Consider the following 24,199-nt stretch of genomic DNA (forward strand, 5'->3'; position numbering starts at 1 on the left):
GGAAGTTCACGGCCCACCCAAAATGGTTGTTCGGCACGCCGTGGGAGCCCTGGAACTCAATACATAACGAGCGTAAAGTTATTGGTGGGAGGCGATCCCTCCCATCCGGATTACGAGTGAGGAGCATCCCATGAAGGCAGCACGTTTCTACGACCGCGGTGACATTCGAATCGACGAAATTGCAGTACCGGAGGTGACCGCCGGTACCGTCGGAATCGATGTGGCCTGGTGTGGAATCTGTGGTTCCGATCTGCACGAATATCTGGATGGGCCGATCTTTGTTCCGCCGGCGGGACACCCGCACCCGATCTCCGGCGAGGAGGCTCCGATCACCCTCGGCCACGAAATGTCCGGGGTGGTGTATGCGGTGGGCGAGGGCGTCACCGATATCGAGGTGGGCCAGAAGGTTGTGGTGGAGCCCTACATTATCGACCCGCAGTACTCGACTGAGCCGGGCACCAACTACCACCTGACCCCGAACATGAACTTCATCGGCCTGGGCGGCCGTGGCGGCGGGCTGGGAGAGAAGATCACCGTGGAGCGTCGTTGGGTGCACCCCATCGCCGACAACGTGCCCCTGGACGAGGCCGCGCTGATCGAGCCGCTGTCGGTGGGATATCACGCCTATGTGCGCAGCGGTGCGCAGGAGGGCGACGTGGCGCTGATCGGCGGGGCCGGCCCGATCGGTCTGCTCACCGCCGCGGTCCTCAAGGCCAAGGGGGTGACCGTGGTGATCTCCGAGTTGAGTGAGCTGCGCCGTCAGAAGGCTCTGGAATCCGGGGTTGCCGACCACGCGTTTGACCCTTCGAAGGTCAACGTGGTGGAGGAGGTCAAGGCGCTTACCGACGGCCGCGGTGCCGATGTTGCGTTCGAGTGCACCTCGGTGAACGTGGTGCTGGATACCCTGGTGGACGCGATCAAGGCCGGCGGTACGATCGTGGTGGTCTCGATCTGGGGCAAGCTGGCGACCGTGGACCTGCAGAAGCTCGTGGTTAAGGAGATCGACCTGCGCGGCACGATCGGCTACATGGGGAACCACCCGGACACGATCGCGCTGGTGGAGTCGGGCAAGATCGACCTCAAGCCGTTCATTACCGGCAAGATTGGGCTGGATCAGCTGATCGATGAGGGCTTTGACACCCTGATCAACCGCAACGAGACCGCGGTGAAGATCCTGGTCTCGCCCTCGGGCGCGGGACTCTAGACGCTGGCTGCGGGCGTCTAGTCCCTAGATGAGCGGGCGACCGGCCGGTTTCGGTCGGTCGCCCGCGGCCTGTTTTCCCGTCGGTTATGGCGAGGTGAGGACGAGGGTACGATCGCAGGCGGCCGCCAACGCGGTCGAGTGCGTGGCGATCAACACGATGCCGCCGGACGCCGCCCGCTCGCGCAGAACATCAAGGACGATCCGTTCGTTCCCCGCATCGAGGGACGCGGTGGGTTCGTCGGCGAGGATGATCCGCGGATCCTTGACGATCAGCCGGGCGAGCGCGACCCGCTGCTGTTCCCCGCCGCTGAGCTGGTATACGGGCGTGCGCTCGCGCCCGCCGAGCCCGACCCGGTCCAGTGCCGCGGCCGTGCGCGCGGCGAGGATTTTACGGCCGGGGGAGCGCACCAGGCCGAGCCGGATGTTGGCGGCGGCGCTGGCCGAGCCGACCAGGGCGAAGTTCTGAAAGAGGTAGCCGAGCACGTCTCGGCGAAACCGGCGGGCGCGGCCGGGGCCGAACCGAGTGAGCTCGTCCTCGCCGACGGTGATCCGCCCCGAGCTTGCGGGTTCGAGCAGGCCGATCGCGTTGAGGAGCGTGGACTTGCCCGAGCCGCTGGGGCCGGTCACCGCGACCAGCTCCCCGGGCGCAACCTCGGCGGAGAGCTGATGCCAGAGCACGCGTTCGCCGTAGCGCTTGCTCAGATCGTGCAGGGTGAGTGGTGCGGGGTTAGTCATCGGAACCTCCGGTGCGTCGGCTGCGGGTGGGGAACAGGTGGAGTCCGGCAATCAGGACGCCGGAGGAGAGAGCAACCACGGCGACGCCGGCCAGGAAGACCGGGAGCATGGAGGGTTCGACCGGGTCACTGCTGCGGTACTGTGATCGTCTAGCGATCTCTGCCACGAGGATCCCGAGCCCGGCCACGGCAAGAATTACCTCAGCGAGGAGGATTCGCCGGAACCGCCTGGTGAACCGCCATCCCGAGGCGAACTGGACAAATAGCTCGGTCGAGCGGTTGCGCGTGGTGAACTCGGCGGTACCCAGCGCCCCGCCGATCAGGACCAGGAGCGCGGCGATCGTCCCGAACACCGCCCCGGTCAGGTCACGCGCGGTACGCTCACGCTCCACCTGCGCGGTCTCGCCGGCGGGTTCGTAGGAGCGAATGATCTCTCCGAGGCCGGCGGCTGTGATCTGCGTGCCCTGGGGTATCGCGATTCAGCATGATGACGCCGCCACCCGAGGCTGTCGCGGCCAGATTATAGTCGGAGATCGTACCGGAGCCCGTGGGAGTGACAAGGATGATCGTGTCAGTGAGCCGCGCCGGGGAGGCCTCGCTCGCTCGCTGGGCAAACGTGAAGATCGACTGTCCGTCGCGGATTTTCTGGGCGTCCACCGACGGCGGTTCGTTCGGGGGAGCCGAACGGTCTTCGGCGTTTTCGCGGCTGCTTTTGACCGCGGCGACGAGGGCGTCGCGCTCTGCCCACCGAGACGCGGGAATGAGAAGTGTGAGCGCGGCAGGATCGGGCACCACGACGGTACCGCGGTCATCGTGAAGGGGTTGAGAGTCCAGAAACTTCGGATTGACCCGAAAAACCGGCAGTTCGCCGGTGACCGAAGTGAGCACGTCCGACGATGCCAAAATGATGGTTCCGGACTGCTCCTCGGCGCGAATGAGCGCCCCGAGCGCGGGCATCTGCGCCTCGGCCACCGAATTATTTTGGGCACCGCTGAGGTTGATGAAGTTGGCGGTGGGGTAGGCCCGCCACTCTGTGAATGCCTGATTCTTCTCCTCTAGATCCGCACGGGTTTGAACCAGGGGAAACATGAGAATAAGCGCGAAAACCAGGGCGGGCACGCGAGTAACGAGGAGCAGCGGAAGGGAACCGCGTGCGATCGAACGGCCGGTGAGTGCGCGGTGGATGGGCACTCGGGTGGTGATCAGGATGGCGGTTGCGTGGCAGGCGATCAGCAGTGTTAACAGCACGAGTGCGGTCTTCGCCGCGACCGTGAGATACAGCGGCAACTGGTTACCGCCGTTGCCGCAGACGACTAGCACAGTAGCGCCCAGGATCAGAAAAATCCACGCGGGCCAGAACCCGAGGAAAACATCGGCGAGGTCGCGGCCGAGGAGGCGGAGGATGGTCGCTCCGTGGAGCCGTCCGATCGCGTAGCGACGAACGGACGTCAGTGCGCTGAGGACCGTGAGGAGCACGCTGAGGAGGGCAAGTGCGATGAGACCCGGGGCCATCGGTTCCTGGATGAACCAGATGAGGAACGGCCGTGGGTCCGAGAGATCGACGAATTGAGTGGTGTAGCCCGCACGCTCGAATACTGCGGCGACACGATCACGATCGTTGGGGGACCCCTGCAGCACAAAGTCCCCGGCGAGGTCTCCGGTAATTTGTGGGTCAAATGCTTCCACTGTGGCACTGGTTCCCCGTCCAAACTGTGGGTAGCCCGAGCGCACCCACTCGGCCAGATCGCTGCGCGGATCACCGATGATCATGTCCCACGTATTTTGGTTTGCTGGGTGTTCGGGATCTGCGCGAAATCTGGCGAGGGTGTATCGCCCCTCGGTGGCGACTCGGGTGAGCTTCGACAGTGTATCGGCAGCCGGGGCAACACCCCGATCACTCGCCACCGCCTTGAACGCGAGATTCCAGCCGAGGGACCCCGTTCGGTCCTCCATCACTACGAGCGTCGCAAACACGCCCGCGAGTACCCCGGCCAGCGCAAGGAAATACGCCAGCCGGAGTCCTCTGGTCATGGTGGCATCCCTTGATTAGTGTGTGGTGGAGCCTCGATGGGGCGAGGTGGCGGCCACGGTACGCGCCGAAACCTGGGAGTCAGATAAAGAAACCGAAGTGTGACGCCGGGTGGCGCCAGGTTTCGTTTTGCCGTGGGAAACCATGAATATGACATCCAAAACGTCATAAAAGGGGTCTGGAATCATGGTCGTAATTGCGCCACGCGGGAGAACGGGCGTGATTCCGTCACACGGTCGGGGGCCCTCAGTATCGACTCCTAGGCTGGCCCTATGGCAAGTATGGAACGGTACACGCTGGGGCATCACCCCAGTGTTCTTCGCACTCACTCGTGGCGGACGGTCGAGAATTCGGCCGCCTATCTTTCCCCGTATCTGCTTGCTGGCTGTCGCGTCCTCGATGTAGGAAGTGGCCCCGGAACCATCACCACAGACATCGCCCAGAGAGTATTTCCGGGCGATGTTTTTGGTTTAGACGCCTCCGAATCGGTTACCCAGCAGGCTACTCAGCGTGCGGCCGGACTCGGCGTCGACAACGCCCACTTCCTCGCCGGGAGCGCGTATGAACTGCCCTTCGAGGACAACTCCTTCGACATCGTGCACGCCCACCAGGTACTCCAGCACCTCGGCGACCCGGTTGCCGCACTCCGTGAAATGCGCCGGGTGACCAAGCCCGGCGGCATCGTCGCCGCGCGCGATGTGGTGTACGGATCCGCCTCCTGGTATCCACTCCTGCCCGGCCTGGATGAGTGGATGCGCGTGTATCAGGAACTGGCCCGCTCCGGCGGGGGAGAGCCCAACGGTGGCCGCTTCCTCAAGGCCTGGGCATTGGAGGCAGGCTTCACCGAGGTGCGCGCGACCGCATCGGTGTGGGGCTTCTCCGAACCCGATGAGCGCGAGTGGTGGGGCGGAGCCTGGGCCGAGCGCGCGTCCTCCTCCAACTGGGGACCGGACGCGATCAGCCAGGGTATCGCCACCGAAACCCAGATCCAGCAGATCGCCGACGCCTGGACTGCCTGGGTCGCCGACCCCGCCGGTTGGTACGCGATGCCGCACGGGGAGATCCTGGCGGTCGCGTAGCCGTTCGAGGTGCCCGCGACCCACGTCGTGGGCCTCGGGCACCTCGCGCACCGGTGTGTGGTCCCGCGCGGAGTAGACTCCGAGCATGAGTGACCTGGACCTGCGCAAGCTGCGCTACTTTCTGGTGGTGGCCGAAGAGCTGAACTATGGGCGCGCGGCCGAGCGGCTGCACATCGCGCAGCCCGTGCTGAGCCGGCAGATTACCGCGCTGGAGGGGGAGCTGGGCGCGACCCTGTTTGAGCGGTCGAGCCGCGGTACCCGGCTCACCGAAACCGGGACCGCGCTGGTGGACGACGCCCGCGCGCTGCTCGCCGGGGCCGCCGCGCTGCAGCGCCGGGCGCGCACCGCGGGACGGCAGGGACCGCACCTGACCATCGGATTCATGCCGGGCCTGATCATCACCTCGGTGGTGCGCGACCTGGTTGAGCGGTTCCCCGGGCTCACCGTGGATGTGCAGCGCACCGGCTGGGACACCCAGGTCGAGACCCTGCTGGACGGCAGTATCGACGCGAGCTTTGTGCGTCTGCCGGTGCCGCGTCGCGGCCTGCACGTGATCGAACTGTTGCAGGAACCGCGCGTGGCAGTCCTCCCGACCGGACATCCGCTGCTGGAGCTGGAGGAGATTACCCTCGCCGCGCTCACCGCCGAGAACCTCCTGCAGGATCCCGACGCGGTACCCGAATGGCGCGACGCGGTCCTCACCGTGCGCCCGAACGCGCTCTCGCTGGATCGGATCGGCCTGCCCGTGGTGAACACGGTCGAGGAGAAACTGGAGTACGTGGCCGCCGGGCGAGGCATCGTGATTTTGCCCGCATCCACCGCGGCGTTTTATACCCGCGGAGACGTGGTGAGCCGGGCGGTGAGCGACCTGCCACACGGTCGAGTCGGGCTGGCGATCCCCGCCGATCGGCAGACTCCGGTGCTCACCGCGCTGAGCGAGATCGCCGAGCGGGAGGTAGACACACTGATCGCCGAGCGGGTATCCATCATGGACGTCTAGCCGCTCATACCCGCAGGGTATTGAAGCGAGGGAGAAGGGTGTTGGACGGACGGGTGCGCCCGGGCGCATCTTGGGGATGAACGAATCTGATCATCCGAAAGGCACCCCGTGTCCCACTCCTTTCTCACCGCCCGCGGCACCGCGCTGCTGGCGGTATCCACCGGCCTGATAGCCGCGAACCTCTACTATATTCAGCCGCTAATTCCCACCATTGCCGCCGACCTGGGGATCGCGGTATCCACCGTGCAGGTGCTGCTCACCGCGAGCCAACTGGGGTTTGCGCTGGGAATCCTGCTGATCCTGCCGCTTGGCGACCTGATCCGCCCGCGCACCCTGATCACCGTGCTGCTGAGCATCGAGGCGCTCGCGCTGGTGACCCTGGCCCTGTCCACCAACGCGGTGGTGCTGGGGATCGCCGTCACCGTGGTGGGCATCACCAACCTCAGCGCCCAGGTGATCGTGCCCGCCGCCGCGAACCTGGCGGCCCCCGGTTCGGCCCCGCGGGTGGTCAGCACGGTGATCGGTGGCCTGCTCACCGGCATCCTGCTGGCCCGCACCGTGGCCGGGCTGATCGCGACCCCGTGGGGATGGCGACCGGTCTTTATCGGCGCGGCGATCCTCATGGTGGCGCTGATCCCGGTGCTGCGCCGTGTCCTCGGCGGGGCCGCCCGCCCGGCCGCCCCCGGCACCCGCTACTCGGCGATCCTCGCCGGGACCGTGCGGATCTTCCGTGCCCATCCCGAGCTGCGCATCCGCTCGCTCTACGGCGCGCTGATGTTTGCCCTGTTCAGCCTGCTGTGGTCCACCCTCGCGCTGCTGCTGGAGCGCTCACCCTATGGCTACTCCGAGGCGGTGATCGGGCTGTTTGGACTGCTCGGTGTGGCCGGCGCCCTGTGTGCGACCCTACTGGGGCGCATCCGCGGACTCTCGGCCGGAACCCGGACCGCGCTGCTGATCCTGGTGGCGCTGATCGGGGCGGTCGCCCTGAGCGCCGGAGCTACCAATGTGGCGGCGCTGATCGTGGGCATCCTGTTGGTGGATGTGGCGGTCCAGGGCATCCACGTGACCAATCAACACGTGATCTATGCGGTGATTGCCCCGAGTGAGCGCGGCCGCGCCAACGGCGTGTACATGGCCGGATACTTCGGCGGTGGAGTCATCGGGACCGCGCTGGCCACCCTCGCCTGGGGCATCGACGGCTGGTCGGGGGTGGCCACCGTGGGCATCGCGATCGTTGTGATCACGGGCATCGTGCGCCTCTTCGACCGGCCCCGGACCGCCCCCACCTCGCGCGATACCGCCCAGGTATCAACACACGCATAAAGGGTCTTGGACGCCCACACCCCACAGGATTGAGCATAGAAACATGACAGTAAACAACACCTCAAAGATTGTTATCCTTGGCGGAACCTCGGGCCTCGGCCTGGCCGCCGCTCGTGCCGCGGCGCTCGCCGGAGCACGGGTTTTCATCGGATCCCGCAACCCCGAATCGGTGCGCCGGGCCCTCGCCGAACTTCCCGAATCGGTGACCGGTTATGCGGTGGACGCGGCGGACTCCGCGAGCGTTTCCGCCTTCTTCGACCTGGTGGGGGAGTTTGACCACCTGGCCTACACCGCCGCCGAAAACCTCGCCGCGGTTCCGCTCGCCGACTTCACCCCGGAAAAGGCGGCCGCATTCTTCGGGCTGCGCCTGTTCCACGCCCTCGACGCCGTGCGCCTCGCGGTTCCGCACCTGCGAGCCGGAGGGTCGATCACGCTGACCAGCGGCACCGCAGCTTTCCGCGGAGGCCCCGGCTGGCTGCTCGGATCCGCCGCCTCGGGTGCCACGATCTCCGCGATGCGCTCGCTCGCGGTGGAACTCGCCCCGCTGCGGGTCAACGCGGTGGCACCGGGCGTGGTGCGCTCGCCACTCTGGAACGGCATGAGCGAGGCCGACCGCGAGGCCATGTATGCGGGCACCGCCGCGGGCCTGCCGATGGGCCGGGTGGGCGAACCCGAGGACGTGGCCAAGGCGTTCCTCGCCCTGATGGATCAGGACTTTGTCACCGGGACCGTCTCGGTTGTGGACGGCGGGACGCTGATCGTCTAGGTAACTGGCACGGAACGCCCGTGGGATCGGTGGATCCCACGGGCGTTCCGTTTGTCTTGCACGCTAGACCCGCGGCGTCACGAACTCCAACAGGTTGCCGAACGGATCCTCGGAAATCAGGCGGCGATACGGCGGGAAGAACTCGTCCATTTCCACCGGGAGGCCGTACTCGCGCAGGCGGATCGAGAGCAGGTCGAGGTCCCGGGTCATGATGCCGGGGCGGGCGCGGCGGGCCGGGCGGAAGGGATCCTCGACACCCAGGTGGATTTCCAGGGCGTCGCCGCGGAACCAGACGCCGCGACGCGCGATCAGCACCGTGGGCTTGCGGATCTCGGTGAGGCCGAGCAGTCCGCCAAAAAACGCTCGGGCGTCGTCCTCGCCGCCGCGCGGCATCGCCAGCAGGACGTGCTGGAGGCCCAGACCAAACGGGGTGTCCGGAACCGGATCCTCTCGGTGGGGCAGCGGCTGCGGAATCACGGGGCTCCTTGGTGTGGTGCGGCGTCGGAGTATCGGGGCGGATCGGGTAGCGGTCCGGTGCTGGCCGGGGGAGACCCGGCATTGGTGCGGGGAGGGCCGGCGGCCGGTTTACCAGTCGTCGTCGGTGTCGGGGGTGCCCGGCTCGGTGACGCTCGCGGCGCTGCCGTCCGGGTTCAGGACCAGCAGGGTGCCGTCTTCCAGTTCCAGGTGCGGGCGGCCCTCCAGATAGGTGAGGGTCCAGCGCCAGTGTGCCAGCTCCGCCGCCGAAAACGACAGCTCCCGGACCGCCTCAACCTCGCGCACCGGAACCTCGGCGGCCGCGGGCAGGGCGGCGGGCAGTGCCGCGCCAAATGCCCATCGAGTACCCAGCTGCATGCTAGTTTCCCACCTCCACGGTCCGGTCATAAATAATGTACGGGGCCTCCTCGGCCACCTGCGCGTACAGCGCACGTGCCCGGGTGTTATCCGGGGCGGTGATCCAGCGCACCGTGGGTGCGCCTCCCGCCCGGGCAAACTCGGCCACCCCGTCCAGTAGCTGACGGCCGAGGCCCTGTGCACGCACGTCGGGGTCGATCACCAGGTCTTCGAGATAGAGGCCCATCTCGCCGGCCAGCGGCCGGGCGATCCAGCGCACGTGCGCCAGACCGACCGGCCGATCCGAATCATCGGTGACCACCAGGGCGTGCAGCTGGTGCTCGCCCCGGGTGATCCAACCCCACACCAGTGCCGCGTGCTCCTCGCTCACACCGTCTCGGAAGAGCCCCGCATAGGCGGAGAAGAGACGATGCCAGTCGGTGAACTCGTCGGCACGGATGGGGCGGACACTCATGCTAGGCCTCGGGAACCTCGGCGAAGACGATCTCGGTCACGGTGAGCTCATCGCCGATCGCGGTCTTCAGCTCGGCGATGCGTCCCACACCCTGCAGGTCGGTCAGGGCACCCTGCAGGAGGGCGATCTGCTCGGCCGAACCGGCAATGGTGGCGGTGTCTACCGGGGTCTTCTGCGAAGCCTTGGCGTCGGTCTTCGCGCGGCGAATACCGATCAGTGCGGCGCTCGCAAGCGAGAACAGTGCGGGGTCACCGGTCGCGGGAACCTCATCCGCGCTCGGCCAGGTGGCCGAGTGGATGCTGCCCTCGCGGAACCAGGACCATGCCTCGTCCGTGGCGAACGGAATGAACGGCGCGAACAGGCGCAGCAGCACGTCGAGTGCCAGGTGCAGCGCGGCCACGGCGCTGGCCTGGGCGTCGCCCGGCTCACCGTAGGCGCGCTCCTTGACCAGCTCCAGGTAGTCGTCGCAGAACTCCCAGAAGAAGGACTCGGCGATTTCCAGTGCCTTGGCGTGGTCGTAGTTCGCAAACGCGGCGGTGGCATCGGCCACTACCTTGTTCAGCGTGGTCAGCAGGCTCTGGTCCAGCGGCTCGGTGACCGCGGCGCCCGCGGGGGCCTCGAAGCCGAGGATGAACTTGGTGGCGTTCAGGACCTTGATCGCCAGGCGGCGACCGATCTTGATCTGCGTCGGGTTCTGCGGGTCGAATCCGGCATCGGTGCCCAGGCGGCTGGTCGCGGCCCAGTAGCGGACGGCGTCCGAACCGTGCTTTTCCAGGATGTCCGCCGGGGTCACGACGTTGCCCTTCGACTTCGACATCTTCTTGCGGTCGGGGTCGAGGATCCAGCCGGACAGCGCGGCGTCGCTCCACGGCTTGCGGTCGTCCTCAAGGGTCGAGCGCAGCATGGTCGAGAACAGCCAGGTGCGGATGATGTCCTGACCCTGCGGACGCAGGCTGAACGGGGCAACCAGGTTCCACAGCTCGGGGTCGCGCTCCCAGCCACCCGCGAGCTGCGGGGTCAGCGAGGAGGTGGCCCAGGTGTCCATCACGTCAACCTCACCGATGAAGCCGCCGGCAACGCCGCGCTGGTCCTCGGTGTAGCCGGGTGCGGGGTCCGCGGTGGGGTCAACCGGCAGCGACTCGGCGGTCGCGGCGATCGGGGCGTCGTAGTTGGGCTCGCCGTTTTCGTCCAGCGGGTACCACAGCGGCAGAGCCACACCGAAGAAGCGCTGACGCGAGATCAGCCAGTCGCCGGAGAGTCCGTTGACCCAGTTCTCGTAGCGCACGCGCATGAAGTCGGGGTGCCAGTTCAGCTCGGTGCCGAGCTCCAGCAGGCGGGCGCGCAGCTTCTCATCGCGGGCACCGTTGCGGATGTACCACTGACGGGTCGAGACGATCTCCAGCGGCTTGTCACCCTTTTCGAAGAACTTCACCGGGTGGGTGATCTTCTTGGGCTCGCCGATCAGCGCGCCGGCCTCGGTCAGCAGCTCGACCACGCGGGTCTTGGCGCTGAACACGGTCTTGCCCACGAGCGACTCGAAGGCGGCCTTGCCGGCCTCGGAGGTGATGGCCTCGGGTGCCTCGGCGATCACGCGGCCGTCCTTGCCGATGATGGTGCGGTTCGGGAGGTCGAGCTCGCGCCACCAGATGACATCGGTGAGGTCACCGAAGGTACAGATCATCGCAATACCGGCACCCTTGTCGGGCTGAGCCAGGTGGTGCGCGAGCACGGGCACCTCAACACCAAACACCGGGGTGGTCACGGTGGTGCCGAAGAGGTCCTTGAAGCGCTCGTCATCGGGGTGTGCCACCAGGGCAACACAGGCGGCGAGCAGCTCGGGACGGGTGGTCTCGATCTCGATGGTGCCGCCATCGGCCTTGGCGAAGGACAGGCGGTGGTATGCACCGGGCTGGTCCTTGTCCTCCAGCTCGGCCTGGGCCACGGCGGTGCGGAAGGTTACGTCCCACAGGGTCGGGGCGAGGGCCTGGTAGGCCTCGCCGCGCTCGAGGTTGCGCAGGAATGCCAGCTGGCTGGTGCGGATCGCCTCGGGGGAGATGGTGCGGTAGCTCTGATCCCAGTCGACCGAGAGGCCGAGGTCGCGCCACAGCGACTCGAACTGCTTCTCGTCCTCAACGGTCAGCTTCTCGCACAGCTCGATGAAGTTGCGACGCGAGATAGGCAGCTGATCGGCGGCCTTGCTCGACTTGCCGTCGCCACCCTCGTGCGGCGGCACGAAATCGGCCACATAGGGCAGGGTCGGGTCGCAGCGCACGCCGTAGTAGTTCTGGACACGACGCTCGGTGGGCAGACCGTTGTCATCCCAACCCATCGGGTAGAAGACCTGCTTGCCGTTCATCCGCTGGAAGCGGGCGACCACATCGGTGTGGGTGTAGCTGAAGACGTGACCGATATGCAGCGAACCGGAGGCGGTGGGCGGCGGGGTGTCGATCGAGTACACGCAGTCGTGACCGGCCTCGAGGGCGGCGGCACGGTTGAAGCGGTAGGTTCCGGCGTTTTCCCAGACCGAGCCCCACTTGGCTTCGAGGCCTTCGAGGGCGGGCTTGTCGGGGACGGGGGTGCTCATCGCATGCTCCGGTTTCGTTATGGGCGGCACGGTGTGTACGTGCCTAATGGGTGACTAACGTCCAGTTTAGCGGAGAGGCGTCCGGCCGCGTGGCGAACTGCCGTGTCGAAGTCGCGCGTCGGCCACGCACGGCTCGTTCGCCGGGAGAATCGCCAGTATGTGACGAAAAAAGCCGAATCCCTTCTGAGCGTCCAGCGGCTACCCAAGGTCTGGTGTGTGACTTGTCGAACCGGGGACAAATTGTCGCCGGCGATCACTGAATCAGGAGAACATGATGAACAGGATTGGAAAGCTCGTCACCACGGTCGCCGTGAGTGCCGCGCTCATAGTAGGCGGAGGCATAGCCGCAAACGCTCAGGGGAACTCGACCGATTTTGGCGGGATTCTGAACAAATATCAGCAGTCGCGGTACTTTGTGACGCAGTCGAAGAGTAGCAACGAAAACTCATCCATCAATTTCAGCGGTATCGGCGCAAACTACTCGGCGAATGTGAAGGCCGAAGATGTGAACTCCGGAAACCAGTTTGAGGAGAAGAAGGGGCTCGGGACGGGAGTCAATCACGAGATTCCGAACGGAACCCCGGCGGGCGGACGGACCAGGCTCATCCTGACCAATAATGTGTGGGCGGTGGTCGATGTAGCGATCAGTGGCTCGTTCACCACGAAATAGCTCACGGTGACGCTAGCAAGGGTAAAAGTGTGGCGGCGGGGGAGCGTCCCGGCATGGGGGTTTCCCTCCGCCGTGCTTCTTGCCGTGCTGATACTCGGGCTGTATACCGGCTTGCGGGATTCCTCACACAGCCTCGTAAGCGGTCCCGAGGGTGTGTACGCCTCCTTCGCCGGCAGCGGCATTCGCCTGTTGCTGCCGCTTGCGGCCGCATATCTGGGCGGCGGTCGACTCGCCCGTGAGCTGCGTGCGGGGTGGATTCCCTTTGTGCGGGCACGAATCGATATTCGTCGATATCTGGTGACACTGCTGGGGCGTGGGGTCGTAGTTTCGGGGGTGGGGTTTGCGCTAATCGGGCTGATCTGGTGGATCGCCGCCGCCACGATCGTTCCCACCCTGTTTCCTCGCGCCATTGTGCCCGAGGAGTTTGGGCCCTCGGCCGAAGCCGTGCGGACGGCAGCCGAATTGGGTGGCCCGCTGGTGGTGCTGCTGCGCGGTGGCGGAGTGATTTTTGGTGCCGGTGTCGCGCTGTGGCTGGGCCTACATGCGGCCGTGTTCGCCGCGCTGGGCTTTGTTGCGGCACTGGTGATTCGGAGCCGTGTGCTGGCGCTGCTGTTTCCGCTGGCCGTGTACATGATTCAGAGCGTGATCGCGCAGGTTGGGAGCAGGCCGGAACTCTCCTTTATCATTGGTGCCGTCTATCCGGGTGGGCTGCAACGCTTCACGCTGGGTGATGCGCTCGCTCCGGGGCTGATCCTTGCGGTTCTGGTGGCTCTCGCTCTGGTGATCGTGCTGGCACGTTCCCGATCGCAGCCGAGACTGGCATAGGTTCCCGGCATGCGACGCTCCCTTTTTCATGGCTTTGGTCAGGGGCTACACTCACCCGCGGGACCGGTCATGATCGCGCTCATGGTTGCGCTGGCCCTGGCGGCATCGACGGTACGCCCGCCGAGCCCGGATACCAACGCATGGGACCTCTATTTTGTGGTGGTGGGGAATCCCCAATTGGGCGGGATTCTGATCCTGCTCTGGGCGGTTCCCGTGGCGCGGGCGCTCAGCCGAGTAGCCCACCCGGACACCCTGATGCGTTCCGGATCCCGAGCCCGCGCCGTCGGGGAGGCGACGGGAGAACTCACGGGGAGGGCGTTTGTCCACGTGGTGATGGTCTGCGCCGCCGCCCTGGCGATCGCCGCGCCGCGCGGCCTGGGAGTGGGCTGGAGCAGTCAGGCACTCGGCCGCACCTCGGCGGAGCCTGCGGAGGATGGCGCGAGCAGTTTTGCCAATTACCTTGATCTGCCAATCGTTGCGGTATTGCTTCACCTGCTTTGGGTCATGCTCGCCCTCTCCCTGCTGACGGTAATCGCCCTCGCGCTCGCCGCTGCCGGATTCACGAGGGCCGCACGAGTGATCGTCCCGATCGCCGGAACACTGATCACGCTGGCCGCATTTGGTGCCCTGCCCTGGCCGGATCCGCCCGCCCGAATCGGGACGGTATCGCCCGTCTGGAGCATTGACCCGGCGAGCCTGGTAGATCCCGGTCATGCCCTGAATACCGGAACGTGGCCGGGAGCATGGACGCTCCTTGGCCTACTCGTCTTCGCCTCGTTGCTCGTCCTGTGGCACCGTGACGGAGGCCGTCTCCGGGGCGGACCATGGCTGAGCGTGGGTGCCCTGGTTGCGGCAGGTATCATCACCGTGTGGGGCGCAGGTGACGTGGCGGGCACCCCGAATGAGATTGTGGCAACACTCTTTCCCGGCAGGTTTGGGGACCCGATCGGGTATGTTCGCACACTGCTTTTGCCCCTGGTCGCGGCCACTCTCGTGGCGCACTATCTGTCGGTCCCGGGGGCTGCCTGGCACCTGCAGCAGGTGCTTCGCCGAGGTAGCCACACCCGATGGCTGAGTGTAACCCTGGTGCGGTTCCTCGTCCTGGCCGTGGTCACGGCCAGCGTCGGGCTGATTCTTGTGCTGATTCGAGCACCGAGTGTGATCACTGCCGAACCTGGTCACGCGGGCACCCGCGGCCTCGGTGTGCTCGCGATTCTCACCCTGGGCCTGTGTGCGCACACACTCATGCTGCTTCTGCTGGTACTCCTGCTGTGGTGGGTCCGGGCAATCGAATACGCGTGGCCGGTGGCGCTGGGAACATATGTGGTCCTCGGTTATCCAGCCATCGTTTCGCTGGGACCGATCGCCCCATTCATGTCGCTGGGGATCGATCCGGGCCATTCCGCACACCTGTGGCCCGATCTCGCCGGTCCGCTCATCCCGGCGTTAGGTCTTGCATTCACCCTGGGGATTCTTGCACGCACGCACATCCCGTATCCGCTTCACACGGCTCTGGAAGGAGCTCCCTCATGATTATCACGGTCACCGAGCTGGCCAAGCGTTTTCGCGGTCAGGCCCTGTACGAGCGAGTAAACCTGGAGATTAGACCGGGCATCATCCATGCGTTGGTGGGGCCAAACGGCTCGGGGAAATCGGTCTTGCTTCGGCTGCTCTGCGGCCTGCTGAAGCCCGATAGTGGGGATGTGGTCATTGACCCGCAGTTCCTTGACCGGCGCAGGGTGTTCCCGGATCGTTTTGGTGTTCTCATTGATCGTCCCGGCGCACTGCCCCATCTCAGCGGTATCGCCAATCTCACGGCGCTGGCCCGGATCCGCCATCGCACCGGCAACGCCGAACTCGCGGCACTCATGCGCTCATTTGGTCTGGACCCGGAGAACTTACGACGCGTTCGACACTACTCGTTGGGGATGAAGCAAAAGCTCGCACTCTGCCAGGCATTTATGGAAGATCCCCGGGTACTCATTCTGGACGAGCCCTTCAACGCGCTTGACGAGATCTCGGCACAGAACCTTCGAGAACGGTTAAGAGGTCTGGCGGCGGACGGCGTCACGATTGTATTTACCAGCCATGATCCGCGAGATGTGGAACTCCTGGCCCAGCGGATCTTCGTGATTGAGCACGCGCGCGTGGTGGAGCGTTCCCCGGTGCCCTAGATCGTCGTGGTGAGCCTAGGCTAGGCCGACGGGATCTCGGGGACGGCGGTCTCCGCGTTCATTCGGGCCGCCTCAAGCTCGGCAGCGTCGCGCTGGAACTCCTCGGCGGATGCGCGGGAGAGTGCGGTCTGGTTGCCGCAGTAGGCGCAGGAGATCATGTATTGACCGTGCCCAAACGGGAACACCGGGATGAAAAAGAGCGTGAACATTGAGCGAACCCGGACCAGGCGCTGGGCGGCCTCGGCGTTGCAGAATGTGCAGACGAAAAACAGCGCGGCAACGATGCGCTGGGTGGTGCGTGAACCAAAAATGATCATGACGGTGTCCCCCTGGATGTATCGGCCCGAATCCGAGCCGATACACATGCTGTCACGCGGCGGAGGAGCCTGAGCCAGGGTGGCGGATAACGGTGTGAGGGGCGACGCACGCGGTGGTGTCATCGTGTCCGATCGGTGTCGGGATCCCCAACCAGACACCGATCGGACACGAACCCGCGGCGGGGTAACGCGGCGGGACGCTCGCCTCTCACCCGGAGTCGCGGCAACACCGAGACGGTGGGCGCGGGTGATCGGCGGTAGGGCTATCCAATCGTGCCCGGTCGACTCGGTCAACTCCGCATTGCGCCCGATGATGATGGATGACCGAGTGTTGCGTCGGGTTGCGCGGTGAGGCGTCACGGCACGGAGCGCGGACACCAACCTGCTAGTGTTCGGCGCGGTGAAAATCTCGTTCGATGCGGGCGAAGGCCAGGTCCCGGGCCTCGGCCCAGGCCGCGAAGGAGTCCAGCACATCGGCACCCTCGGGGAGTGCCTGCCCGGTCTGATCGTCGATGGCTACCCACCCATTCTTCCGGGCCAGGGTGCGAATGCTGGTCACGATATCGAGGTTGTTGCCACGGACACAAAAGTGCACGGCCACGGGCCCGTCTGTCGGGGGCGTGGCGGGCAGATCACGGTCGTCGGGAGCCCGCAGCGTACCTGCCACGCCCTCCCGCAGGGTGTCGAGCACCGGCGCTGCCGAGGTCAGGGAAATCTCGGTGAGCCCGGTTGCCGACTCCCAGAGCCCCTCGGTCCTGCTCAGCCATTCGGCTCCGGCAAAGACGGCGGCAATGCGTGCGTGAAGATCGTCCGGGTCACCCAGCGGATCCAGCGCGAGCACATGCTCGGTTGAGCGGTTCATATTGGGGCGAATCAGCGTTGCATCCCAGCTCATGGCACTCCTCGATCGGGCCGTCAGATAACCCAACCACGCTAACACCGGGCGAGATCCCTCCGGGGCTCGGGGACCGATTTTGCACAGTCACTCGGGAGAGCGGATTTCCGGTTATGTGCGGGACCCGGGAGTGGGGGCTTCGAGTCCACGTCGAAACGTCGCCAGGACCGAGTCGAGGGAGGTTTCGATGCTCCGTGGCATCTCGAACGCACCGGCGAGGGTGAGCTCCACAAAACCGTGCAGCAGTGCCCGCAGCCCCCGAATTGCGTCTATTCGTTCGTCCGGTCCCAGCGAGAACTCCGCCAGCGCCTCCTCGATGCGTTCGAGAACCCGCAGCGCCGCCGCCTCATGGTGGGTGTTTTCGGGATCGGGGGCCCGCAGCGAGGCGCGGTAGAGGCCGGGCTCGGTGCGAGCGAAGGCGAGGTAAGCATGGGCGATGGTTTCCAGCGAGGGCGCATCCCTCAGTGCCTCATCCAGCGAGAGGACCGCCGAGGCGGACACCGCGGCGCGCAGGGTGTCGAGATTATCGACGTGATTGTAGAGACTCGGTACTCGCACGCCGAGTTCGCGGGCAAGGGCGCCGAGGGAGAGCGCTTCAAACCCCTCGGCGCGCACCAGCTCGATGGCCGCCTCGCGCACCCGGTCGGGGGTGAGTCCCGCCCTAGCCACGCTGCGCCCGGGCAAACTCGATGATCGCCGGGGCGACGATCTCCGGACGCTGGGACTGCGGATAGTGCCCGGCCTCGGGGACCATGAGCGTGTGGCCACCGGTCTGAGCGGCGATCCACTGTGCCTCGGCGCGAGCGTCCTTGAAATCGGGGTCCTTCTCGCCCATGACCACGAGGGTCGGGGTCTTGGTGGTGAGGGCGGCCTCGGCCGGGGCGTGGTCCGCGCGGGTGGTGAGGCGGAAGGCGTGGAAGGCATCGCCCGGGCGCAGCGCCTGGCGGACGCTGGCCAGGTACTCGCCCTGATCGGCGGGCTTGGTGCCGGCATAGAGGTTGGGGAGGTAGCCCATCCAGACCGCGCGTCCCCAGAGTGGCTGCAGCAGAATGTTGAGGATCCAGCCGAGGTTGCCCGTGGGGTTGCGGACAAAGGGCCCCACCAGGACGTTGCCACGAACGTGGGAGGACTCGCGGGCGGCCATCACGGCGGCACCGGCGGCCATCGAGTTGCCCACCACAATCGCATCCTCGTTCAGGAAGTCGAGCAGGGCAACGATGTCGGTGGAGGTTGCGGCATCGCCGTAGTTGGTGAAGGTCTTGTCGCTGTCGCCGTGACCACGCAGGTCCATCGTGATCACCGAGAAGCCGGCGGCCACGAGGGCCGGGGTGGTGTGTCGGTAGGAGGTGCGCAGATCGCCCATGCCGGGAATGCAGACAATGAGCGGGCCCTCTCCGGTGCGCTCGAAGGCGATGCGCCCCTCGGGGCGGGTGAGGTACTGGATGCTGTTTGTCATCTCAAATCCTTTCGATGACTTAAAACTAACGCTATTAGTTTTTGATGTCAATCCGGTCTGCCAAACTGAGTGGATGAAACGAATCGACCCGCTTCCCTCCGGTGATGAGCGCGCCATCCTGGTGAGCCTGCTGGACTACCATCGCGCGACCCTGCTCGACAAAACCGCGGGGCTTGACGCCGCACAGCTAGCCGAACGCACCACCGTCTCCACCCTGACCCTCGGTGGCCTGCTGCGTCACCTCACCTTCGTGGAGGACGTCTGGATGGTGCGTCGATTCCGAGGCGAGAACATGCCCGAACCCTGGGCGAGTGCCCCCTGGTCCGATGATCCCGACTGGGAACTCACCTCCGCCGCGGGGCTTTCCGCGGAGACACTGCGCTCGGACTATGTGGCGGCGATCGAACGCTCCCGCACCATCCTCTCCGAGGGAAACTTCGATGCGCTCGCCGCTTTGCCCGATCAGTATGGTGCTCACTGGAACCTGCGCGGGATCATCGCGCACCTGATCGAGGAGACCGCGCAGCACAACGGTCACGTCGATATCATCCGTGAGGCGCTGGATGGGACCGTGAGCGACTAGGGTGCAGCGAGCGCGCCGGATCCCGGTGGGCGTGGCCCGGGTGGGCTAGCGGTGCGCCGCCGTATCGGCCAGGAGCGCCCGGGTGTACTCGTCCCGCGGATCACCGAACACCCGCTCGGCGGGACCCGACTCACGGATCTCCCCGTCCTTCATGACCGCAACCGTGTCGGAGACATGGCGCACCACGTCGAGGTCGTGGGAGATGAACAGCAGTGAGAGCCCGCGCTCACGCTGAAGCGCATCCAGCAGATCGAGTACACGTGCCTGCACGGTGAGATCCAGTGCCGAAACCGGTTCATCACACACCAGGATGTCGGGGTTTTGAGCCAGGGCGCGGGCGATCGAGAGCCGTTGTCGCTGACCGCCGGAGAGCTCCCGCGGTCCGCGCCGGGCCAGTGTCCGGGGCAGGCCGACCGCATCCAGCGAGTCGGTGATGGCGCGCTGCCACCCGGCGGCGCGCAGGGTCTGTCCGTTCGAGTGTGCGTCGGCGAGGATCTGATCGACGCTGAGCCGGGGATCGAAAGTGGCCAGCGGATCCTGGAAGATCGCGCCGATCCGGTGCCGTCGCGCCCGCCGGGACGATTCGGGGGCGGGCACCCAGGGCTTGCCCGCCAGGGTGACGGATCCCGCATCCGGGGTCTCCAGCCCCAGAATCAGGCGCGCGAGGGTACTCTTGCCCGAGCCGGATTCGCCGATCAGGCCGAGCGTGGCACCCGGCAGCAGGGTAAGTGTGGCATCCTGAACGGCGGAAACCCGGAATCCTCGGGTGTCGAAGGTCTTAGACAGGCCGTGGGCCTCGAGGATCGGCGTGGCGGTGGCGGTGACGGCCTGTCGGGTGAGGTCGTTCGGGGCCTGGGCTGATCGAGGAGCCGGCGCGGAGAGCAGCGGCACACCCCGGGGTACGCTCGCGGGGGAGGCCGCCAGGAGGATCCGGGTGTATTCCTCGGCGGGCTGTTCCAGGATCCGGGCGGCCGGACCGCGCTCGATGATCCGCCCCTCCGACATCACCGCTACCGTGTCGGCGATTCCGCGCACCGCATCCAGGTCGTGACTGACCAGCAGCAGCCCGGTGCCCGCATCGCGCAGCGATCCGAGCAGGTCGAGGATCCCGCGACGCACCCGCGCATCCAGGGCGGTGGTGGGCTCATCGGCGATCAGCAGCTCGGGTTCCCCGGCCAGGACGCTGGCGATCAACGCGCGCTGACGGAGCCCGCCGGAGAGCTGGCCGGGACGCTGCCGGATGCGCGCCTCCGGCTCGGGCATCCCCACCGCGCGCAGCAGTTCGAGCGCCCGCGCATGCCGTGCGGAGGCCCCGAGTCGGGTGTGGAGCTGAAGGGTGCGATCAATCTCATGGCCGATCGGGCGCAGCGGATCCAGGGCACCCAGTGCGTCCTGGGGAATGAGCCCCACCCGGCCGCCGCGGAGTCTTCGCAGGGCACGCTCGGAGAGACCGAGCACGTCTGTGTCGCCCACGCGCAGAACCTCGGCATCCACCCGCGAGCCGGTTCCGGCCAGGCCGAGGATCGAGCGGGCGCTCACGCTCTTGCCCGAACCGGATTCGCCGACGAGCGCCACGCACTCACCCGGCGCGATGCTCAGGTCGAACCCCGCGACCACCTCGGTGGTGCCAAACCGGATGCGCAGCCCGCGCATCTCCAGCAGCGGGGTGGGGGGAAGGGTGCTCATGATGCGCTCCGATCGGTGCGGGCGAGCCCGCGGCCCAGGACCGTCGCCGAGACGGCGGTCAGGACGATGAAGAGGCCGGGGAAGAACGTGAGCCACCAGAAGGTCGCGATGAACTGACGTCCCTCATTGAGCAGCGCACCCCACTCGGCGGCGGGGGGAGCGACGCCGAGACCCAGGAAGCTCAGCGCGCATACCCAGACGATCGCCTGACCGAGCCCCAGGGTCGCCAGGGAGGCGAGCGAGCGCGCGGTGCCGGGAAGAATGTGCCGGGTCAGGATGCGCACCCGCCCGCGTCCCTGTACTCGGGCCGCCTCGACGTAGCCGGATCCGGCAATCTCGCGCACCCGTCCGCGAATGATGCGGGCGTAGCCGGGAGCGGTGGCAAGTCCCACGGCCACGGTGGCACCAAACGCGCCGGGCCCGGAGATCACCATGACCAACAGCGCGAGCACCAGGCCGGGGAACGCCAGCAGCACCTCGATCAGTCGGGAGGTGCCAAAGTCCAGCCAGCGCGGGCCGAGACCGGCCAGGAACCCAAGAACCGTGGCCAGGCCGATGCCCAGCGCGGTTGCGCCGAGGCCGATCAGCAGGGAGGGGCCGGCACCGTGAATCACCCGGGTATAGAGGTCACGGCCCGACCCGTCGGTCCCGAACGGATGGGCGCCGCCGGGCGGCTGGAATCCCGCGGCGGGATCGATGGCCAGCGGATCACCGGGGGCAAACAGTGCGGGGAAGATCGCGGCGATCACCAGGAACAGCAGGACCAGCGCGGCGATCAGCTGGGGGATGTCGCGGGCGCGCAGGCGGAAACTGTGTGGCTTGGGCGCGCGCCGAGGGTGGGTCCCGTCGGCGGGCCGTGGGGACCGCGCGTTGGGGGTACGGTCGGGGCTCGCAGGCTGCGTGATTTCTCTCATGCGCCAGCCTCCGCTTCGGAGCCAATGCGCAGCGCCGGGTTCAGCACGCGCTCGGCCAGATCGGAGAGCACACTGACCACCAGATACGCGGCCGCGGCCACCAGGGTCAGCCCAATCACCAGCGTGACATCACGCACCTGCACGGCCGACACCAGGGTGCGCCCGAGGCCCGGCCGGGCGAAGATCGTCTCGACCACCACGGCACCACTCATCAGCGATCCGAATGCCCAGCCGGTCAGCCCGATGGCCGGTCCGGCCGCATGCCGCAGCGTGTGCCGGGCAAACACCGAGACGGCGGATTCTCCCCGGGCCTGCGCGGTGAGGACAAAGGGCTGTGCGGCGGCATCCTGCAGGGCCTCGCGCAGCAATTGAGCGAGGAAACCGGCCAGGGGGATTGCCAGGGTCAGCGCGGGCAGGATGATCCCGCGCGCATCCGGGGTGGCGATCGCGGGCAACCAGCCCAGACCGGTCGCAAACAGCAGGATCAGGACGCTGCCCAGCCAAAAGTGGGGGAGGACCGCGGCGGTCATCTCGATTCCGGCGGCGATGCGCGCGGCCACCGGACCTCCGGCCACCGACCATAGTGCGAGGCCCAGCGCGATGATCCAGGCGATCGCCAGCGACCAGAGCGCGAGCTCCAGGGTGCCGGCGAGCTGTTCCCCCACCACCTCGGACACCGGGGCATGCAGCGAGTACGAGGTGCCCAGCTCGCCCCGGAGGAGGCGACCAAGGTAGTCGAGATACTGCTGCCAGAGCGGCAGATCAAAGCCGTTCTCGGCGCGCACTCGGGCCAGAGCCTCGGCGGAGGCCTGGGATCCGGGACCGCCGAGGAACGCCTGGGCGGGATCACCGGGAATCAGCCGGACCGCAAAAAACGTTGCGGTGGCCGCGGCCCACAGCACCAGGATCGCGCCGCCGATGCGCAGCGCGACCGCGGCGATGATCCCGCGGGAACCACGAGCGCCCGCCCGCACCGAAGCGGTGCGGGCGGGCGAGGCGGCGCCGGGCCGAGTGGAGCTAGCCGGCAAACGAAACCCCGCGCAGCAGCGGGTTGCCCACCGAGTTGACCTCGCCCACGCCGGTCAGCTTGCCGGAGTAGAGGAAGTGGTTCTGCTGGTCGTAGAGCGGCAGGATGTAGTAGCCCTCGAGGATGGTCTTCTGGGCCTGCTCGTACAGGCTGGCCCGCTCGGTCTGATCGCCGGTCTCGGCGGCGCGGGTCAGCAGATCATCCAGCGCGGGCAGGTTGACCTGCGCGTGGTTGGCGAAGTAGCCACTGGGAGCCGGGGTGATACCGGAGGAGTCGTAGAGGATGCGCAGCACATCCGGACCCACCTTGGTGTACGGAGCGCTCACCAGGTCGTAGTCGTTTTTGCCCAGTGCCTCGTACCAGGAGGAGAGGTCCAGCGGGGTGATGGTGATCGCGATCCCCAGCCCCTTCGCCTGCTCCTGAATCTGCTCGAACAGGGACTGCTCGGCGGGGATGGACTGGTTGGTGCTGACCGGGAAGGTCAGGCTGAGCTTTTGCCCATCCTTCTCGCGGATGCCATCCGCGCCGGGCACCCAACCCGCCTCGTCCAGGAGCTTCTTCGCGGCGGGCACGTCGGTGTCAAAGAGCTTCGGCTCGGAGAATCCGAGCTTTTCCACGCTGGACAGCGGCGAGTAGGAGCGCTTGGCGGTCCCAAAGAACAGGGTCTTGATGCCGGCATTGACGTCCACGCCGCGCACCAGCGCCTCGCGTACCCGCTCGTCGGCAAGCGGGCCGCGGGAGGAGTTGAACTCGATCCGGTTGACCGATCCCGGACGCGGGGCATCGAGGTGCTTGATCTCATCGGAGGCGGCGCTGGCGGCGATGGTGTCGGGCTGGGCATTATCGATCATCTGCACATCCCCCGAGCGCAGTGCGGCGATACGGGTTGCCGAGTCGGGGATGAAGCGCCAGGTGATCTTTGCCAGCGCGGGCTCGCCCTTTCCGGTGGTGTAGTGCGGGTTGCGGCTGAGGGTCACGCTGTCCTGGCGCTTCCAGGAGTCGACCACAAACGCGCCGGTCCCGATCGGGGCCTGGCAGTTTTCATCCTGGCTGCGGGCGAGTCCGGCGGGGGACTCGATTGCGAGCCAGGGCTGGCTGAGGGATTCCAGCAGCGCGCTGTCGGGCTGGCTGAGGTTCAGGGTGACCGTGTGGGCATCGGTCGCGGTGGCCTTTTCCACCTTGGCGAGGGCCAGGTATCCGGTCGAGGACTTGGTCTCGGGATCCTGGACGTGCTCGATGTTGCGCACCACGGCGGCGGCATCCAGCGGGGTCCCGTCGCTGAACTTGACGTTATCGGCCAGGGTGAAGGTCCAGGTGAGGCCGTCCGGGGAGGTGGTCCAGGACTTGGCCAGCCACGGTGTGAATCCGCCATCCTTGTTCTCGGCCACCAGCTGCTCGAGGAACTGGGCCGCGAGGAGCGACTGCGGGTAGTTGCCACCCACGTGTGGGTCCAGGCAGGTGGGTTCGGCGTCTCCGCTGGCGTAGACCAGGGTCTTGTCGGTGGAGACGGGATCGGTCGGGGCCACGGCCGAGCAGGCCGAGAGCGCGAGGGCCGAACCAAGAAGCAGCGCGGGCGCGGCGAACCGGCGCAGGCGACGATGGGTATTCACGGGAACCTTCCTGCCGA

25 protein-coding genes are annotated in these 24,199 nt (G+C 66.7%); 10 read left to right on the plus strand and 15 right to left on the minus strand.

Features of this window, described 5'->3' with window-relative positions; genetic code table 11:
- Positions 1 to 130: 130 nt before the first annotated feature.
- Positions 131 to 1,204 carry a 2,3-butanediol dehydrogenase gene (locus M2390_RS05200; protein WP_121688875.1) on the plus strand — a complete coding sequence of 358 codons (1,074 nt, stop codon included), beginning with the start codon at positions 131 to 133 and terminating at the stop codon, positions 1,202 to 1,204.
- Between the two features lie 84 nt (positions 1,205 to 1,288).
- On the opposite strand, the gene M2390_RS05205 is transcribed toward M2390_RS05200, so the two are convergent.
- From M2390_RS05205 to M2390_RS05215, 3 genes are read right to left on the minus strand one after another with little or no spacing between them, the layout of a single operon-like run.
- Complete coding sequence (locus tag M2390_RS05205; RefSeq protein WP_259177480.1) at positions 1,289 to 1,939, minus strand: ABC transporter ATP-binding protein; 651 nt, start codon at positions 1,937 to 1,939, stop codon at positions 1,289 to 1,291.
- Positions 1,932 to 2,330, minus strand: coding sequence for a hypothetical protein (locus M2390_RS05210; RefSeq protein ID WP_259177481.1), 399 nt, complete (start codon positions 2,328 to 2,330; stop codon positions 1,932 to 1,934). Before M2390_RS05210 ends, M2390_RS05205 begins: the two co-directional genes overlap by 8 nt.
- Positions 2,320 to 3,969, minus strand: a complete 1,650-nt coding sequence (locus tag M2390_RS05215; protein ID WP_259177482.1) for a hypothetical protein — start codon at positions 3,967 to 3,969, stop codon at positions 2,320 to 2,322. Before M2390_RS05215 ends, M2390_RS05210 begins: the two co-directional genes overlap by 11 nt.
- Positions 3,970 to 4,239: 270 nt before the next feature.
- Between M2390_RS05215 and M2390_RS05220 the strand changes: the two genes are divergently transcribed.
- The 4 genes from M2390_RS05220 (at position 4,240) to M2390_RS05235 (ending at position 8,135) form a co-directional block, all read left to right on the plus strand.
- The gene (locus M2390_RS05220) at positions 4,240 to 5,046 is read left to right on the plus strand and encodes a class I SAM-dependent methyltransferase (RefSeq protein ID WP_259177483.1); all 807 of its coding nucleotides are present in this window, start codon (positions 4,240 to 4,242) and stop codon (positions 5,044 to 5,046) included.
- An 85-nt stretch (positions 5,047 to 5,131) separates the two neighbouring features.
- Complete coding sequence (locus tag M2390_RS05225) at positions 5,132 to 6,046, plus strand: LysR family transcriptional regulator (protein WP_259177484.1); 915 nt, start codon at positions 5,132 to 5,134, stop codon at positions 6,044 to 6,046.
- A 108-nt stretch (positions 6,047 to 6,154) separates the two neighbouring features.
- Positions 6,155 to 7,369 (plus strand): MFS transporter, encoded by a 1,215-nt coding sequence (locus M2390_RS05230; protein ID WP_259177485.1) that lies wholly within the window; start codon positions 6,155 to 6,157, stop codon positions 7,367 to 7,369.
- Between the two features lie 43 nt (positions 7,370 to 7,412).
- Positions 7,413 to 8,135 (plus strand): SDR family oxidoreductase, encoded by a 723-nt coding sequence (locus M2390_RS05235; protein ID WP_259177486.1) that lies wholly within the window; start codon positions 7,413 to 7,415, stop codon positions 8,133 to 8,135.
- Positions 8,136 to 8,198: 63 nt separating this feature from the next.
- On the opposite strand, the gene M2390_RS05240 is transcribed toward M2390_RS05235, so the two are convergent.
- The 4 genes from M2390_RS05240 to valS all read right to left on the minus strand — a co-directional run bounded on the left by M2390_RS05240 (position 8,199) and on the right by valS (position 12,025).
- Positions 8,199 to 8,612, minus strand: a complete 414-nt coding sequence (locus M2390_RS05240) for a glyoxalase (protein WP_245601221.1) — start codon at positions 8,610 to 8,612, stop codon at positions 8,199 to 8,201.
- Positions 8,613 to 8,720: 108 nt separating this feature from the next.
- Positions 8,721 to 8,987 (minus strand): hypothetical protein, encoded by a 267-nt coding sequence (locus M2390_RS05245; protein WP_259177487.1) that lies wholly within the window; start codon positions 8,985 to 8,987, stop codon positions 8,721 to 8,723.
- 1 nt (position 8,988) lies between these two features.
- Complete coding sequence (locus M2390_RS05250; RefSeq protein ID WP_259177488.1) at positions 8,989 to 9,441, minus strand: GNAT family N-acetyltransferase; 453 nt, start codon at positions 9,439 to 9,441, stop codon at positions 8,989 to 8,991.
- 1 nt (position 9,442) lies between these two features.
- Positions 9,443 to 12,025 carry a valine--tRNA ligase gene (gene valS, locus M2390_RS05255; RefSeq protein WP_259177489.1) on the minus strand — a complete coding sequence of 861 codons (2,583 nt, stop codon included), beginning with the start codon at positions 12,023 to 12,025 and terminating at the stop codon, positions 9,443 to 9,445.
- A 271-nt stretch (positions 12,026 to 12,296) separates the two neighbouring features.
- Here valS and M2390_RS05260 point away from each other — a divergent pair, with 271 nt between their 5' ends.
- The 4 genes from M2390_RS05260 to M2390_RS05275 all read left to right on the plus strand — a co-directional run bounded on the left by M2390_RS05260 (position 12,297) and on the right by M2390_RS05275 (position 15,694).
- Complete coding sequence (locus M2390_RS05260) at positions 12,297 to 12,695, plus strand: hypothetical protein (protein WP_259177490.1); 399 nt, start codon at positions 12,297 to 12,299, stop codon at positions 12,693 to 12,695.
- Positions 12,696 to 12,806: 111 nt separating this feature from the next.
- Complete coding sequence (locus M2390_RS05265) at positions 12,807 to 13,520, plus strand: hypothetical protein (RefSeq protein ID WP_259177491.1); 714 nt, start codon at positions 12,807 to 12,809, stop codon at positions 13,518 to 13,520.
- A 9-nt stretch (positions 13,521 to 13,529) separates the two neighbouring features.
- A complete protein-coding gene (locus tag M2390_RS05270) occupies positions 13,530 to 15,053 on the plus strand; it encodes a hypothetical protein (protein WP_259177492.1) in 1,524 nt (507 codons plus the stop codon).
- A complete protein-coding gene (locus M2390_RS05275; protein WP_259177493.1) occupies positions 15,050 to 15,694 on the plus strand; it encodes an ATP-binding cassette domain-containing protein in 645 nt (214 codons plus the stop codon). The genes M2390_RS05270 and M2390_RS05275 overlap by 4 nt, the downstream gene beginning before the upstream one ends.
- A 20-nt stretch (positions 15,695 to 15,714) precedes the next feature.
- Here M2390_RS05275 and M2390_RS05280 read toward each other — a convergent pair whose 3' ends face one another.
- The 4 genes from M2390_RS05280 to M2390_RS05295 all read right to left on the minus strand — a co-directional run bounded on the left by M2390_RS05280 (position 15,715) and on the right by M2390_RS05295 (position 18,362).
- Positions 15,715 to 16,011 carry a zinc ribbon domain-containing protein gene (locus M2390_RS05280; protein WP_259177494.1) on the minus strand — a complete coding sequence of 99 codons (297 nt, stop codon included), beginning with the start codon at positions 16,009 to 16,011 and terminating at the stop codon, positions 15,715 to 15,717.
- Positions 16,012 to 16,396: 385 nt separating this feature from the next.
- The gene (locus M2390_RS05285; RefSeq protein WP_259177495.1) at positions 16,397 to 16,906 is read right to left on the minus strand and encodes a hypothetical protein; all 510 of its coding nucleotides are present in this window, start codon (positions 16,904 to 16,906) and stop codon (positions 16,397 to 16,399) included.
- A gap of 111 nt (positions 16,907 to 17,017) precedes the next feature.
- Positions 17,018 to 17,575, minus strand: coding sequence for a TetR/AcrR family transcriptional regulator (locus tag M2390_RS05290; protein WP_259177496.1), 558 nt, complete (start codon positions 17,573 to 17,575; stop codon positions 17,018 to 17,020).
- Complete coding sequence (locus tag M2390_RS05295; protein WP_259177497.1) at positions 17,568 to 18,362, minus strand: alpha/beta fold hydrolase; 795 nt, start codon at positions 18,360 to 18,362, stop codon at positions 17,568 to 17,570. The genes M2390_RS05290 and M2390_RS05295 overlap by 8 nt, the downstream gene beginning before the upstream one ends.
- A gap of 73 nt (positions 18,363 to 18,435) precedes the next feature.
- Between M2390_RS05295 and M2390_RS05300 the strand changes: the two genes are divergently transcribed.
- Positions 18,436 to 18,945, plus strand: a complete 510-nt coding sequence (locus M2390_RS05300) for a DinB family protein (protein WP_259177498.1) — start codon at positions 18,436 to 18,438, stop codon at positions 18,943 to 18,945.
- Between the two features lie 45 nt (positions 18,946 to 18,990).
- Here M2390_RS05300 and M2390_RS05305 read toward each other — a convergent pair whose 3' ends face one another.
- From M2390_RS05305 to M2390_RS05320, 4 genes are read right to left on the minus strand one after another with little or no spacing between them, the layout of a single operon-like run.
- Positions 18,991 to 20,631, minus strand: coding sequence for an ABC transporter ATP-binding protein (locus M2390_RS05305; RefSeq protein ID WP_259177499.1), 1,641 nt, complete (start codon positions 20,629 to 20,631; stop codon positions 18,991 to 18,993).
- On the minus strand, positions 20,628 to 21,545 hold the full coding sequence (locus M2390_RS05310; protein WP_259177500.1) for an ABC transporter permease: 918 nt from the start codon (positions 21,543 to 21,545) through the stop codon (positions 20,628 to 20,630). The genes M2390_RS05305 and M2390_RS05310 overlap by 4 nt, the downstream gene beginning before the upstream one ends.
- Entirely contained in the window at positions 21,542 to 22,573 is a 1,032-nt protein-coding gene (locus tag M2390_RS05315) for an ABC transporter permease (RefSeq protein WP_259177501.1), read from the minus strand. The genes M2390_RS05310 and M2390_RS05315 overlap by 4 nt, the downstream gene beginning before the upstream one ends.
- Entirely contained in the window at positions 22,563 to 24,182 is a 1,620-nt protein-coding gene (locus M2390_RS05320) for an ABC transporter substrate-binding protein (protein ID WP_259177502.1), read from the minus strand. Before M2390_RS05320 ends, M2390_RS05315 begins: the two co-directional genes overlap by 11 nt.
- Positions 24,183 to 24,199 lie beyond the last annotated feature (17 nt).

This window comes from Mycetocola sp. BIGb0189 (assembly GCF_024810155.1).
GTDB lineage: Bacteria > Actinomycetota > Actinomycetes > Actinomycetales > Microbacteriaceae > Mycetocola > Mycetocola lacteus.

Coding starts and splice junctions, on each gene's coding strand:
- M2390_RS05200 (WP_121688875.1), top strand. CDS start 131: ATGAAGGCAGCACGTTTCTACGACCGCGGTGACATTCGAATCGACGAA.
- M2390_RS05205 (WP_259177480.1), bottom strand. CDS start 1,939: ATGACTAACCCCGCACCACTCACCCTGCACGATCTGAGCAAGCGCTAC.
- M2390_RS05215 (WP_259177482.1), bottom strand. CDS start 3,969: ATGACCAGAGGACTCCGGCTGGCGTATTTCCTTGCGCTGGCCGGGGTA.
- M2390_RS05220 (WP_259177483.1), top strand. CDS start 4,240: ATGGCAAGTATGGAACGGTACACGCTGGGGCATCACCCCAGTGTTCTT.
- M2390_RS05225 (WP_259177484.1), top strand. CDS start 5,132: ATGAGTGACCTGGACCTGCGCAAGCTGCGCTACTTTCTGGTGGTGGCC.
- M2390_RS05235 (WP_259177486.1), top strand. CDS start 7,413: ATGACAGTAAACAACACCTCAAAGATTGTTATCCTTGGCGGAACCTCG.
- M2390_RS05245 (WP_259177487.1), bottom strand. CDS start 8,987: ATGCAGCTGGGTACTCGATGGGCATTTGGCGCGGCACTGCCCGCCGCC.
- M2390_RS05250 (WP_259177488.1), bottom strand. CDS start 9,441: ATGAGTGTCCGCCCCATCCGTGCCGACGAGTTCACCGACTGGCATCGT.
- valS (WP_259177489.1), bottom strand. CDS start 12,025: ATGAGCACCCCCGTCCCCGACAAGCCCGCCCTCGAAGGCCTCGAAGCC.
- M2390_RS05260 (WP_259177490.1), top strand. CDS start 12,297: ATGATGAACAGGATTGGAAAGCTCGTCACCACGGTCGCCGTGAGTGCC.
- M2390_RS05270 (WP_259177492.1), top strand. CDS start 13,530: ATGCGACGCTCCCTTTTTCATGGCTTTGGTCAGGGGCTACACTCACCC.
- M2390_RS05275 (WP_259177493.1), top strand. CDS start 15,050: ATGATTATCACGGTCACCGAGCTGGCCAAGCGTTTTCGCGGTCAGGCC.
- M2390_RS05280 (WP_259177494.1), bottom strand. CDS start 16,011: ATGATCATTTTTGGTTCACGCACCACCCAGCGCATCGTTGCCGCGCTG.
- M2390_RS05285 (WP_259177495.1), bottom strand. CDS start 16,906: ATGAGCTGGGATGCAACGCTGATTCGCCCCAATATGAACCGCTCAACC.
- M2390_RS05295 (WP_259177497.1), bottom strand. CDS start 18,362: ATGACAAACAGCATCCAGTACCTCACCCGCCCCGAGGGGCGCATCGCC.
- M2390_RS05300 (WP_259177498.1), top strand. CDS start 18,436: ATGAAACGAATCGACCCGCTTCCCTCCGGTGATGAGCGCGCCATCCTG.
- M2390_RS05305 (WP_259177499.1), bottom strand. CDS start 20,631: ATGAGCACCCTTCCCCCCACCCCGCTGCTGGAGATGCGCGGGCTGCGC.
- M2390_RS05310 (WP_259177500.1), bottom strand. CDS start 21,545: ATGAGAGAAATCACGCAGCCTGCGAGCCCCGACCGTACCCCCAACGCG.